Source organism: Caballeronia sp. AZ7_KS35, assembly GCF_023631045.1.
Lineage (GTDB): Bacteria > Pseudomonadota > Gammaproteobacteria > Burkholderiales > Burkholderiaceae > Caballeronia > Caballeronia zhejiangensis.
Genome location: NZ_JALQDV010000048.1, coordinates 25257 through 39025 on the forward strand (window position 1 = coordinate 25257; position 13769 = coordinate 39025).

11 protein-coding genes are annotated in these 13769 nt (G+C 60.8%); 4 read left to right on the top strand and 7 right to left on the bottom strand.

The genetic code is table 11. The features are described from left to right. Positions 1-25 precede the first annotated feature (25 nt). Positions 26-976 (bottom strand): GDP-L-fucose synthase family protein, encoded by a 951-nt coding sequence (locus tag NCT05_RS29700; RefSeq protein WP_250441349.1) that lies wholly within the window; start codon positions 974-976, stop codon positions 26-28. Between the two features lie 362 nt (positions 977-1338). On the opposite strand from NCT05_RS29700, the gene NCT05_RS29705 reads away from it, so the two are divergent. From NCT05_RS29705 to NCT05_RS29715, 3 genes are all read left to right on the top strand, one after another. Continuing rightward, on the top strand, positions 1339-2457 hold the full coding sequence (locus tag NCT05_RS29705; protein WP_250503839.1) for a DegT/DnrJ/EryC1/StrS family aminotransferase: 1119 nt from the start codon (positions 1339-1341) through the stop codon (positions 2455-2457). 105 nt (positions 2458-2562) lie between these two features. Beyond that, on the top strand, positions 2563-4065 hold the full coding sequence (locus tag NCT05_RS29710; RefSeq protein ID WP_502801805.1) for a mannose-1-phosphate guanylyltransferase/mannose-6-phosphate isomerase: 1503 nt from the start codon (positions 2563-2565) through the stop codon (positions 4063-4065). A 35-nt stretch (positions 4066-4100) separates the two neighbouring features. Beyond that, positions 4101-5477, top strand: a complete 1377-nt coding sequence (locus NCT05_RS29715) for an undecaprenyl-phosphate glucose phosphotransferase (protein ID WP_250503840.1) — start codon at positions 4101-4103, stop codon at positions 5475-5477. 37 nt (positions 5478-5514) lie between these two features. Here NCT05_RS29715 and NCT05_RS29720 read toward each other — a convergent pair whose 3' ends face one another. Then, positions 5515-6282, bottom strand: coding sequence for a class I SAM-dependent DNA methyltransferase (locus NCT05_RS29720; protein ID WP_175980251.1), 768 nt, complete (start codon positions 6280-6282; stop codon positions 5515-5517). A gap of 588 nt (positions 6283-6870) precedes the next feature. Here NCT05_RS29720 and NCT05_RS29725 point away from each other — a divergent pair. Then, positions 6871-7860 carry a GlxA family transcriptional regulator gene (locus NCT05_RS29725; RefSeq protein WP_008346313.1) on the top strand — a complete coding sequence of 330 codons (990 nt, stop codon included), beginning with the start codon at positions 6871-6873 and terminating at the stop codon, positions 7858-7860. 109 nt (positions 7861-7969) lie between these two features. Here the strand turns inward: NCT05_RS29725 and NCT05_RS29730 are convergent, their stop codons facing one another. Genes NCT05_RS29730 through NCT05_RS29750 form a run of 5 tightly spaced genes read right to left on the bottom strand, consistent with a single transcriptional unit; the run spans position 7970 to position 13761 of the window. Beyond that, positions 7970-9349, bottom strand: a complete 1380-nt coding sequence (locus tag NCT05_RS29730; protein WP_502801809.1) for an isoxanthopterin deaminase — start codon at positions 9347-9349, stop codon at positions 7970-7972. A 30-nt stretch (positions 9350-9379) separates the two neighbouring features. After that, positions 9380-10717, bottom strand: coding sequence for a nucleobase:cation symporter-2 family protein (locus NCT05_RS29735; RefSeq protein ID WP_250503842.1), 1338 nt, complete (start codon positions 10715-10717; stop codon positions 9380-9382). Between the two features lie 40 nt (positions 10718-10757). Next, positions 10758-11786 carry a CobW family GTP-binding protein gene (locus NCT05_RS29740; RefSeq protein WP_250503843.1) on the bottom strand — a complete coding sequence of 343 codons (1029 nt, stop codon included), beginning with the start codon at positions 11784-11786 and terminating at the stop codon, positions 10758-10760. Between the two features lie 17 nt (positions 11787-11803). Continuing rightward, positions 11804-12379, bottom strand: coding sequence for a UbiX family flavin prenyltransferase (locus tag NCT05_RS29745; protein ID WP_175980246.1), 576 nt, complete (start codon positions 12377-12379; stop codon positions 11804-11806). Beyond that, complete coding sequence (locus NCT05_RS29750) at positions 12376-13761, bottom strand: UbiD family decarboxylase (RefSeq protein WP_250503844.1); 1386 nt, start codon at positions 13759-13761, stop codon at positions 12376-12378. The genes NCT05_RS29745 and NCT05_RS29750 overlap by 4 nt, the downstream gene beginning before the upstream one ends. Between the last annotated feature and the right edge of the window lie 8 nt (positions 13762-13769).

Genomic DNA, 13769 nt, shown 5'->3' on the forward strand with positions numbered 1-13769 from the left:
GATTATGTTCGCGTGAATACCAGCGTCACGCGTCGACGTACCCGGTGCGCTGCGCGTTCTTCGTGAAGTCGGCATAAGTGGCCGCGATGCCTTCTCTGAGCGAGATCGTGGGCGTCCAGCCCAAAGCGGATAGCCTGGATACATCCAGCAATTTCCTCGGCGTGCCATCCGGTTTCGAGCTATCGAATTCCAGTGAGCCCTGAAAGCCTACGACGTCGCAGACGAGGCGGGCGAGGTCCGCGATTGCTATGTCGCGTCCACATCCGATATTGAACATGCCCTCGGCGTTATGGCTGTCGAGCAACGCGAATACCGCCGATGCCAGATCGTCGACGTGCAGGAATTCCCGTTTCGGCGAGCCCGATCCCCAGACGGAGATCGATTGGAGTCCGTTCAGCTTCGCTTCGTGTGCCTTTCGGATCAGCGCGGCCAGAACGTGCCCGTTCTGCAGATCATAGTTATCGTTCGGACCGTACAAGTTCGTAGGCATCACCGAGATATACCGCATCCCATGCTGGCGGTTATATGCCTCACACAGCTTGAGCCCCGCAATCTTGGCGATTGCATATGCCTCGTTGGTCTGCTCGAAGGCGCTCGTCAGCAGATATTCTTCCTTGATGGGTTGAGGGCAATACTTCGGGTAGATGCACGACGAACCGAAGAAGACCAGCTCGGGCGTGCGCTTCTTGAAGGCCGCGTGGATCACATTCGTTTCGATGACGAGATTCTCATAGAGAAACGAGGCCGGTTGAGTGGAGTTGGCGTGTATGCCGCCGACCTTCGCAGCGGCGAGCAGCACGACATCGATGCGCTCGTGCGCAAAGAAATCGGCCACAGCGCGCTGATCGAGCAAGTCGAGTTCCTGTCTGGAACGGGTAACCAAATGGTGATAGCCGCGACTGGCGAGATGCCGGAGAAGGGCCGAGCCGACCATGCCCTTATGCCCGGCAATAAATATCCGAGAGCCTTTATTCATGTTGGTGCTCAATCGTCCATTGATGTGCGTTGATCGGAACGTGAGGCCCGATGTGCGATTGCCAGATTAGCGAGGCATTCGGTCAATCATCAGCTTGTGGCGGACGTTGGCAAGGTATTGTCGCGACCGGGCTTTCTCGTCATCGATGACGCGGCCGCCATCTATGCGCCATGGACGGCTCATTACCCGCGAGACCCGCCTCAGCCAACGTCATGGCAGATTCGGCCACCCCGCCTGGCGCGGCTTTCCCCAATCCTATGCTGCGTGAACGCATGCAGGCCGTTACGGGATCGATTCGTCCTTGAACGGACCGGCTCAGACGAGCCATCAAGCATCGATCTTGACACCAGGAGAGGGACCTGATGATTCCAGTAAACGAACCCCTGCTCGAGGGAAACGAGAGGACATACCTGAACGAATGCATCGAAAGCGGCTGGATCTCGTCGGACGGCGTATTCGTCGAGCGCTTCGAACGCGCAATGGCTGCATATGTAGGCCGCAAGCATGCGATCGCCGTCGCAAACGGAAGCGCGGCGCTCGACGTCGCCGCCGCTGCACTGAGTTTCGAGCCGGACGATGAAGTCATCATCCCCACGCACACGATCATCTCCTGTGCATCGGCGATCGTTCGAACCGGCGCGCGACTGCGGCTCGTCGATTCGAATGCGGATACATGGAACATGGACGTAGCGAAAATCGAAGCGGCCATCACGAGCCGCACGCGCGCGATCATGGCCGTACATACCTTCGGCTTGCCGGTCGACATGAAGCCGGTGCTGGACCTCGCGAAGAAGTACGGCCTGGCTGTGATCGAAGACGCGGCGCAGGCTATCGGGCTCACCTATGAAGGAAAGCAATGCGGCAGCTTCGGCGATATCTCCTGCTTCAGCTTCTACGCGAACAAGCACATCACGACGGGCGAAGGCGGCATGATTCTCTGCGACGACGATGCACTGGCGGCGCGCGCAAGGAGTTTGCGAAATCTTTGCTTCAAGCCCGAGAGGCGGTTCGTGCATGAGGAGCTAGGCTGGAATTATCGTATGAGCAGTCTTCAGGCTGCGGTCGGGCTTGCGCAGTTCGAGAAGCTCGATGAACGCATCGCGAGAAAGCGCGCACTGGGGCGGCGTTACGAAGCGCTTTTGCATGATGTAAGGGGCCTGGAACTTGCTCCTGTTGCGTGTTCTTATGCCGAGAACATCTATTGGGTGTTCGGCGTGGTGCTGGATGATCGCCTGCCCATCGGCGCGGACGAAGCACGCGCAATACTCGCCGATGCGGGCGTTAGCGCGCGGCCATTCTTCTGGCCCATGCACGAGCAGCCTGTATTTCGCAAGCAAGGGTTATTCGAGGGCGAAAGTTATCCGGTCGCCGAGCGCATGAGCCGGCGCGGTTTCTATTTGCCGAGCGGACTTGCACTAACCGAAGCGCAGCAGGATCAAGCGGTGGCCGCGGTCCGGAACATGATGGCCGAGTATGTCTAGAAGCTCCGCAAGCCATGCTCGCGGACATTGCCTGCTTCATATGACCGTCATCAGTCGCATCGATGATGGGTCGTAACACCACGGAGTGCAGCCATGGAGAATGCAATGCGTTCGACCGACTCGATGTCGATGGCCAACGCGCTAGCGCCGCTTATGCAGTCTTGCCGTCGCATTGTGCCGGTCATACTCGCGGGAGGATCGGGCACGCGCCTCTGGCCGATGTCGCGCGAGCAGTTTCCGAAGCAACTGATTGGCGTGGTCGGACGTGACTCGCTGCTTCAGGCTACGGTGTTACGAATGGACGGATTCTCCGGCGACTTCGACGTCGATATGCATCCGATCATCGTGTGTGGCGAAGAGCATCGTTTCACGACCGAGGAACAAGTGCGGTTATGCGGCGTCGATGCGCGGATCATTGTCGAGCCCGCGCGTCGTGATACTGCGCCCGCACTGACGCTCGCGGCGCTTGCGGCCGTCGAAGGCAACGAAGACGCGATTCTCGTCGCGATGCCTTCCGATCATTCGATCGCCGATCTTGGCGCGCTGCATGAAGCGATATCGATCGCCGCGGACTACGCCGATAGCGGAATGATCGTGACGTTAGGGGTTCCGCCGACGCGTCCCGATACCGGCTTCGGCTATATTCGTCTCGGCGAAGCGCTGGAGAAGGGTGCTCATCTTATCGACCGCTTCGTAGAAAAGCCTGCCGCCGAACTCGCCGCGCAATACCTCGCTGCACAAACATACTGGTGGAACAGCGGCATCTTCGTCGTTCGCGCGAGCGTGTGGCTCGATGCCCTGGCGCGTCTCAATGCCGATATGCATGCGACATGCACGGCGGCACTGAAAGACGGCAAAGCCGATGGCCATTTCTTTCGTCCGTGTCCGAATCAGTTCGGCCGTGTGCCTTCCGATTCGATCGATTACGCGGTGATGGAGCATATCGGCGACGCTGGCTCGCCTTGCAACGGCGTAGTCGTGCCGCTGTCGGCGGGATGGTCAGACCTGGGATCGTGGGACGCAGTATGGGAGGCCATGGAAAAGGACGGCTTGGGCAATGTCGGAAGCGGCCGCGTGGTCTTCGAAGGCGCGACGTCGAGCTACGCGCGCTCCGATGGCGGACGGCTCGTCGCGTGCGTCGGCACGTCGAACGTCGTTGTCGTCGATACCGACGATGCCGTGCTGGTCGCCGATCGCTCGCACGCGCAGGACATCAAGCGCCTTGTCGCGCGCATCCGCGAACAGCATGCGCCCGAGGCCGAAACGCATCGCAAGGTTCGTCGTCCATGGGGCTTTTACGATTCGATCGAACATGGCGAGCGTTTCCAGGTCAAGCGCATCGTCGTGGCGCCTGGCGCACGACTTTCGCTCCAAATGCACCATCATCGTGCGGAGCATTGGGTCGTCGTGCGCGGCACCGCGCTCGTCACGCGCGGGGACGATCAGTTTCTGTTGTCGGAAAATGAATCGACCTACATTCCGCTCGGCGTCCGGCATAGGCTGGAAAATCCTGGCAAGGTGCAGCTCGAGATCATCGAAGTTCAATCGGGTTCGTATCTCGGCGAAGACGATATCGTGCGGCTGGATGACTGCTATGGCCGTATCTGATGTTATCGACAAAGCTCACGAAGGCGGGGCATGACATGCGCGATATTCAAGGATTGCTGGCAAGGCTCTTCGATGTCGCGATGGTCGTCGGAGGGGCCACCGTTGCATCGCGGATCAGGTTCGACAACATCGCCGAACCGGGCTATTACGTGCCGTTCGTGGCCTTTGCTGCGGCGTTTTCGCTCGTATTGTTCCCGGGCTTCGGCGTGTACGAGTCGTGGCGCGGGCGCAGCAAGCTCGTGCTGACGAGCCGCGTGTCGCTCTCATGGCTCGTGGTGCAGGCGTGCGTCCTCGTGCTGATGTTCTCGCTGCATCGGCTCGATGATGTCTCGCGCCTCTGGTTCGCGTACTGGACTGCGATGTCGGGCGCGCTGATGATCGTGGGCCGTCTCGTCACGCATGCGGTGCTCGCGCGCATGCGTCACGCCGGGATGAACTTTCATGACGTGGCGGTCGTCGGTTGCGGGCGGCATTGCGAGTCGATCATGAAAAGAATCGAGCGCGCGAGCCATTCGGGTTTTCGTACGGTCGCGGTATTCAACGCATCGGCCGAATTGCCGATAACTTCAACAGTGCCGGTCTTCGAAGATTTTGACACCTTCGTGCGCCACGCTCGCGAGCAGCATGTACATGAAGTCTGGCTTGCATTGCCGCTATCGCAGGAGAAAGCCATTCTGCGGTTCGTGAATGAGTTTCGCGACGATCTCGTCAACGTGCGATTCATTCCCGACGTGCGCAGCCTGGCCCTCTTCGAAAGCGGCGTGAGCGATTTGCTCGGGGTGGCGGCGATCAATCTCGTCGCTTCGCCGCTTTCGCAAAGAGCGCTATTGCAGAAGGATGTTTTCGACCGGCTGTTCGCGCTCGCGGCGCTCATCGCGGTCGCGCCGCTTCTGATCGTTATCGCAATCGCGGTCAAGCTTAGTTCGCCCGGGCCCGTATTCTTCAGACAGCGGCGCAAGGGCGCGGACGGACGCGAATTCACCATCTACAAGTTCAGGTCGATGCGCCTGCATATCGAACAGTCCGGCATGCTGAAACAGGCTACGCGCAATGATCCGCGCGTGACGCGTGTCGGTGCGTTTCTCCGGCGCACGAGTCTCGACGAGCTGCCGCAATTCTTCAACGTCCTGCTCGGCGACATGTCGGTCGTGGGACCGCGTCCACATGCGCTCGAACATGACGATCTCTACCAGAAAGTCGTGCAAGGTTATATCCATCGTTACCGCATCAAACCGGGCATCACCGGATGGGCGCAGGTCAATGGCTTTCGTGGGGAAACGGACCGGATCGAAAAGATGGAGGCGCGCGTGGCCCATGATTTGTACTATTTGGGAAATTGGACTTTCGCACTCGATATGCGGATCATTGCCGCGACGGTGTTCAAGGGTCTGCGCGGGGCCAACGCTTACTGAAGCGTAAGCATCGCGCCCGGCGTGCGCGATGCAGGCATCATCTCTTTCTCGCGACGAAGGTCGCCGACAGATCGGCGGCGCTAAGTTCGCCGCCCATCCATCTCACGCTGTCGAGCACTTCGAAGCCGCTGAGATCGAGCATCAACTCGACTTCAGGCTTGAACATATAACGCATGACGTGCGTCTCGAGAACGGTTTCGACGCATTGCGTCTTTCCGTCCGTCATCATGATGGTGTAGTTGACGGTGACGGTATTCTCATGAGGACGCATCAGCGGTTCGGCGATGCGGATTACCGCCGTTTCATCGCTCGTGGCGCGCTTGATGCGAACCTTGGGCGGGTCGGCCAGCACGGCGGGACCGTACCAGCAATCGAACAGAAAGAGTCCTGAGCGCGGCAGATGAGTCGCTGCGGTGTGGCACATCGCCATGAAATCGGCGTTCGTCGTCTGATAGCTTGCGACATGAAACAGCGAGACGACCGCGTCATATAGCTCTTCGGTGCGGACGCTTCGCGCATCGCCCTGCTGAAACTTCAGTCTCTTCGCCACCGTGCCCGGCAGTGAAGTCCGTCTCGCATCGGCGCGTGCGAGCATGTCGAAACTCATGTCGATGCCGGAAACCGAAAAGCCGGTGGCCGCAAGCTCCGCCGCGTGGCGTCCTGTCCCGCAACCGAGATCCATAAGATGGCCGCTGACTATTCCATATCGACCGAGCAGGTCGGTGACGAACGCGGCCTCCGCCTTGTAGTTCTTCTCGTGATAGAAAAGATCATAGTATTGCGAGTATCGCGTGCTGAAACTCATGTGAGCCACTCCGAATTAGAGTTGGTGCCCAACGCATGTCCGCGCAATGGCGCATTCGTCCAGGTGACCGAAGCGCCGCTCGATAACAAGTCTCACTTGACGTTCCGGTTCAAGACAGAGCGTAGCCTTCGCACGAATCGCGACTTCATGCGTGACGGAATTCGGCAAGATGTTGGCCGGGCCGCCTGTGCAGGCCGCGAGGCCGGTTTTGACAAGGCGATGACGGAAATAGAAGTTATGTTTCGGAGATCATCGAGTCTTCGATCCCGGAGGATGAAGGTGATCCGAATAGGTCATTCCGCAACACGGTCTTTTGTTTAGGCGCCGCGAAACGACATAGTTCGAACTCCGTATTAAGCGCCTTTCCATAACTTTCATGCACTTATTTTCAAACAGCCGAAGAGATCGAACAGTCGTGTTGTTATCGCGGCCGAACGCGCCGATCTCGGCCAAAACCATGCTTTTCGCCGCCATGGCGGAAAGAACGGATGCAATAGGAAACTACGCTCCCGAAATAGTACGGAATCGACGGCATCGGTACGGCCTGCGATCCGCAGACCTGCAACCGAAACATAGGAAGATAACGCCATGTCGAACGTTACAGCCTTCGGCGATGCAGAGTCGAGCGGTCTCTATCATGCAGCGGAAGAGAGAAGCACAAAGCTCATAGGAATCATGTTGTATGACGGATTTTCTCTTCTGGGCGCTGGAACGCTTGCCGAGGCGCTTCATATCGCCAACGAGTTGCAATCCGCTATCCTGAGCAATGGCGTGACCTATAGCGTTCGTCTCGTCTCCGCCCGCGGTGGCGCGATAGCTTGTTCATCGTCGGTCTGTGTGTGGACCGAGCGCTTAGGTGGCCAGCGCTTTCAGGGCTTCGACGCGCTATACATCGCAGGCGGCGCTGGCGTGACGCGCGCAGCTGCGGATGAAAGTCTCCTCGAGTCATTGAGGATCGCGTGTTCGCAAAGCGGCGCGGTCGGTTCGCTCGGCAATGGCGACGCGCTGCTCGCCGCCGCGGGCGTCGCCCGGCGCGACTGGGCTTCGATGGGACGCGGCGTATGGGCTGGCGGAACATTGAAAAGCACGACGTCGACCGAACGCGGCGATGCGCTCGTCAACTCGCTGGCGCTGGTGAAGCGCGATCTCGGCTATGACATCGCAACGGCTTTGGCAGACCGGCTGGCCTCGTCCAACGATCAGCATCTGCCAATCATGCTGAGTACCATCGGCACGACGACGCTCGCCGAGAAAGCGCAGGAATCCGCGCGCTGGCTGGAGCGCAATTGCGGCCGTCCCATCTCCGTCGGCGACGCGGCTCGCACCGTTGCGATGAGCGAGCGCAACTTTCTGCGGCTGTTCAAGCGTGAGATCGGTCTGACGCCTTCGCAGTATCTTTTGCGTGCGCGTCTCGATTTGAGTTGCGAATTGCTTATTAAGAGCGACTTGCCGATCGACAAGATTGCGCGCAGGACCGGTTTGACCAATGGCGAAAGATTTTCGAAGGTATTCAGAAAGCAATTTCTGATGTCGCCAACGGAATACCGGTCTCGAAAGAAGAGCGGTGACGCAGTGTGATCGCACGTTTCGCGCTTCACAGGCGCAGCCGGAATAACTTCCTCCAACTCGATAGCGCAGGCATATCCACGTCGGGCGGAAAGCGCATCCTAACCATGGCAATGTCCCTCTAATCTGCCAACAGCACTTTCACGCCCTCGGCGGCTTCGTGTCGCAGGGCGTCGAGATCGAGGCCCGGGATCACGCCGTCATCGACGACCACGCGGCCGTTCACGATGTTGTAGCGAACGCGCGCCGGCTCGCCCGATGCCACGGGCGCCACGGCGAGATCGTGATAGCCATAGAAGCGCGGATCGTCGATGTCATAGAGAACGAGGTCCGCCGCCTTGCCGACTTCGAGCGTGCCTACTGCATCGAGACCGAGCACGCTTGCGCCGCCCGCGCTGCCCCAGTGAATCGTCTCCTCGATCGTCGTCGCCGATGCGCCCTGCGCCGCGCGATGCACGAGCCACGCGAAATGCGCCTCCTTGATCATGCTGCCCGATTCGTTCGACGCGACGCCATCGACCCCGAGCGACATCGGCACGCCCGCCGCGGACATTTGCGGTGCGGGGGCGATGCCGCTGCCAAGCCGCGCGTTGCTCATCGGGCAATGCGAGCAGCCGCTGCCGGTCTCCGCGAGCATCGCGATCTCGCTCGCTTCGAGATGCACGAGATGCGCGAACCACACATCGGGTCCGAGCCATTCGTGATCGGCGACGAATTCGACCGGCAACTTGTCGAAGCGCTCGCGGCAGAAATCGACATAACGTTGCGTCTCCGAAAGATGCGTGTGCATGCGCAAGCCCATGCCGCGTGCCGCGCGTGCGATCTCAGGCAGAAGATCGGGCGGCAGAGAGAAGGTCGGCGTCGTCGGCGCAACGACGACGCGGCGCATCGATGTCGCGCGGGCATCGTGATAGCGCGCCTTCAGGCGTTCGATATCGGCAAGCATCTGATCGAGCGTCTCGGGCTTTAACGCGACCTTCGAGAAGCCCGGATGATCGCCTGCCGCCTGCAACGCGCCGCCACGGCACAACACGAAGCGCAGGCCGAACGACGCCGCTTCGTCGAAAAGCAGATCGCCTGTTTCCGTGGAGCCTTCCGCGTGATAGAGATAGTGATGATCCGCGCACGTCGTCGCGCCCGACAAAAGTAGTTCGGCCATGCCGAGGCGTGCAGCGACACGCGCGAGGTCCGGCGTGAAGCGCGCGAGCCGCGGATACGGCACCGCGGCGAGCCATTCCTGCAGATCGGCGTTGATGCCTGAAGGCACCGCTTTCAGCAGGTTCTGGAACAGGTGATGATGCGTGTTCACCCAGCCTGGATAGGCGACGCACGAGCGCGCATCGATGACGCGTTCGTCGTCGCGCGCGTCGAGATTCGGCGCGATGGCGCGGATGACGCCATCGCGGATGCGAATATCGACGTTGCCGAGCCGTGCGGCGTCGCCACACAATCCGCTCATCACCGCGACGGGATGCTTGATTAGTAATGCTTCGTTTGAGATGTTCATGAACGCTTGTCCTTTCAACACGTTTTACTCGCGCACCATGCTGGGCGCAGGTACGACGTCTTCCTCATGTGCGCCGTTGAGCACGGCGTTCAGCACGACCGACACGAGACACGCGAGCACGACGCCGCTGTGCACGAAGGGCTGCGTCCAGTCGGGCATCTGCTTGAACACTTGCGGCGCCATCACCGGGATGAGCGCGGTCGCGATCGTGAAGCCGACGATCAGCACGTTGTAGCGGTTGCGCTCGAAGTCCACTTTGGAGAGCGTCTGCACCCCCGCCGCGACCACGACGCCGAACATCGCGATGCCCGCGCCGCCGAGCGCAGCGGCAGGCGTCGATGCGACGACCGCGCCGATCTTGGGCACCAGCGCGACGACGCACATCAGCACGCCGCTCACCGCCACGACCCATCGGCTGCGCACGCCTGTCAGGATCACGAGTCCCACGTTCTCCATGAATGCGATGAACGGGAACGCGGCGAACATTCCGGCTATCGCGCTCGCGAGACCATTCGCGCGCATGCCGCGCACCGCGTCTTCCTCGCTGATGTTCTTGTCGACGATATCGCCGATCGCGACGAAGAGACCCATCGATTCGATCATCTGCACGACCATTACGACGATCATCGTCAGAACGGGCACCACGGAGAACACGGGCATGCCGAAGTGAAACGGCAACGGCATCGTGAACCACGGCGCGTTGGCGACGTTGGCGAAGTCGCCCATGCCGAGCGAGCAGGCAAGCACGCTGCCCGCGACAAGTCCGATCAGCACCGACAGATTGCGCAGGAACGCATTGGCAAAGCGGTTGACGGCGAGAATCACGAGCGCGACGAACAACGCGACGCAAAGGAACGGCAACGCGCCGAAGTGCCGCGCGTTCTCACCGCCGCCCGCCCATTGATACGCGACCGGAAAGAGCTGCAGTCCGATCACGGTGACGATGCAGCCGGTCACGACAGGCGGAAAGAAACGCCGCAAACGTCCGACGAGCGGCGCGGCGAACATCGTGAACACGCCCGCACCGATCACCGCGCCGCACACGCCCGCGAAGCCGACGCCGGGGCTCAGGCCGATCGCGATGACCGGTCCCACGCTGCTGAACGCGACGCCTTGCAGAATAGGCAGACGCACGCCGAACTTCCATACGCCGACGGTTTGCAGCACCGTCGAGATGCCCGAGCAGAGAAGCGCCGTGCTGATGAGCACGGTGGTGTCAGCGGGCGACATCTTCAATGCGGATGCGACGATCAACGGCACGGCAATCGCGCCGATGTAAGCGACGAGCATATGTTGCAGGCCGAGCGTGATCATCTGCCGCTTGGGCAGGATGCGATCGACGGGATGTTGGTCGGTGTTCATCAACGTGTCTCCTGATTATCGTTATCGGCGGCTGCGTTCGTCAGGCCGCGACAGGCACCGCAAGGCAGGCATGAAAGCGCTCGGTCAGCGCGGCGCGGTCGAGTTCGCGTCCGATGAACACGATTCGGCTCGAACGCGGCTCATAGCCCCACGCCTGCGCCGCGCGCAATTCGATGATGTCGTGCACGCCTTGCAGCACGTAGCGATACGGCTGTCCTTTCACGGCGAAGATGCCCTTCATGCGAAAGAGGTTCGTCGCATCCGATGCGCGCAGTTCGGCGAGCCACGCTTGCAGCGCGTCGAGTTCGATATCGGCATCGACTTCGACGCCTACCGAGCTCACGCTTTCGTCGTGGTGATGATCGTCGTGGTGGTCATCGTGATCGTCGTCCGCTTCGACGAGCTGCTGCGCGAACTCGTTCGCGCCCACGCCGAGAATCGTGTGCAGATCGATCTGCGCAAAACTCGATTCGACGATTTCAGCCGTTGCGTTGAGCCCGCGCAGCCGCTCTTTCAATGAAGCGATGTCCTGCGCCGTCACGAGGTCCACCTTGTTGACGACGATACGATCCGCGCACACGATCTGATCGACCGCCTGGTTGTCGCGGCCGTCGAGCACGAGATCGTCCAGATGCGCGGCGATATGCTTTGCATCGACCATCGTCACGACGGCATCGAGGGTCACGCGTTGCGCAATCGGATCGTCGACGAAGAAGGTCTGCGCGACAGGATACGGATCGGCGAGCCCGCTCGTCTCGACGATGATGTGATCGAGCCGCTCGGGCCGCTCCACCAGCATCCTCACGATGCGCACGAGGTCTTCGCGCACTGCGCCGACGCAGCATACGCATCCGTTCGTCATCTCGTAGATCTCTTCGGTCGATTCGAGCACGAGCCCGCCGTCTATGCCGACTTCGCCGAACTCGTTCTCGATCACCGCGATCTTGTGTCCATGCTTTTCGCGGAGGATGTAGTTGAGCAGCGTGGTTTTGCCCGCGCCGAGAAAGCCGGTCAGCACCGTGACCGGAATCTTCTGGAACGCGTTATGAGTCGTATGGATGTGAGTCATTGCTTGTCTCCTTTGAGTCAGTCAGCTTTATGTTCTTTCCAGCGTCGAACCACGTTGCAATCGAGGCCGAAGAGATCCAGCACGCGGCCGAGCGTGTGATCGATCATCTCGTCGAGCGAAGCAGGGCGCGCGTAGAACGCGGGCACCGGCGGCGCGACGATGCCGCCCATTTCGGTGACGGCGATCATGTTGCGCAGATGGGCCAGCGTGTACGGCGTTTCGCGTGCCAGCAGCACGAGCGGGCGTCGCTCCTTGAGCGTGACGTCGGCGGCGCGCGAGATGAGGCTCGATGAAAGTCCGCCGGCGATTTCGGCGAGCGTCTTCATCGAGCACGGCGCGACGATCATGCCGAGCGTGCTGAACGAACCGCTCGAAATGGCGGCGGCCATGTCATCGCATCGATAGGTGAAGCTCGCGAGCGCGTTGACATCGGCGAGCTTGTGTTCGGTCTCTTGCTGCATCGTCAGAAGCGCGCTGCGCGAGATCGTCACATGCGTTTCGATGTCGAGTTCGCGCAGCAATTCCAGAAGGCGCACGCCGTACGTGAAGCCCGATGCGCCGCTGATACCGACCGCGATGCGCCGCGTGCTCATCGTGCGGCTCCTTTCAAAATGGCGGCTGCACGTTGCATCGCATCTTCGCCGATGCGCGCACGTATGCCGTCGAATTGCGAGCCGCGCGTCGCGTCGATGCCCATGCGCGATGTGGTGCCTTCGACGGACGAAGAAGGATCGAGCGGGCTGCCCGGCAATCCGCCGACGATGAACACATCGTCATGCGGTTGCGCATGTGCCGCGATCGCCCAGAGCACTTGCGAGTCGTCGGTTATGTCGATATCGCCATCGACGGCGACGACATGCTTGAGATACGGATCCCAGCCCAGCAACGCGAGCATGATCTGACGCGCTTCGCCATCGCGCGTCTGATTCAGCGCCACATAGCAATGAAAATGCGTGCCGGAGTTCGGGTAATGCAGCGCAGTGACCGCTGGGAAACGCGCCTTCAGCTTCTCGCTCATTTCCGCTTCGCGCGGCAGACGAGCGAGCGTGAGATGCTCGGCATACGGACCACCGACGACATCGACGAGCCATGCATCGCGGCGGCGCATCATCGTATCGACGCGCATAACGTTGTTGGTCGAACGGTCCGACGAATAGCCGGTGAACTCGCCGAACGGACCTTCATCGGCGCGCGCATCGGGATCGATCGTGCCTTCGAGCACGAACTCCGCGGCCGCCGGCACGCCAATGCCATAACGCGGCGTGCGTACCAGTTCGAGCGGTGCGCCGAACAGTCCGCCGGCGATGGCGCGCTCGTCTGTGCCGAACGGCACGCGCGATGCCGCCGCGAGCATGAACAACGGATGCGCGCCGATGACCATCGCAACCTTGAGCGTGTCGCCGCGCGCCTTCGCCGTCTGCAACATGCGCCACAGATGACCGCGCGAATGCAGGCTCGTTGCGAGCGCGTTCCTCGCATGAAGCATCGAACGGTGATAGCTCATGTTCGCGATGCCGGTCACCGGATCTTCGGCGACGAATACCGCGTTCGTGATGTACGCGCCGCGATCGGTGGCGAAGTGGCGAATCATCGGCACATGCGCGAGATCGACCGCGTCGGCTTCGACGACTTCATCGAGCACGGGACCGCGCGCGACATACAGCGGCGCGATCGGTGCATTCGCGCGTTGCTGATAGGCGTCGAAGAGGCCGCGCGCATCGACATCGAACAGACGGGCGATACGCTCGCGCGATGCGAAGAAGTTGGTCGCCAAAGGCGTTGCGATACGTTCGACGTGCTCGCATACGAGCATCGGATGCTGCCCGCGCGCGGCAAGCGCGGCGACGATCGCGGTGACGTCCTGATCGGCGGACAACTGTTGCGTGAGCGTCAGCACATCGTGGGGATATTGCTCGCGATAGGCGTGCGCAAAGCAATGAAAGTCCTGCGTGGCGCGAAAGAGGTTATCGGCCATCGTGAGCT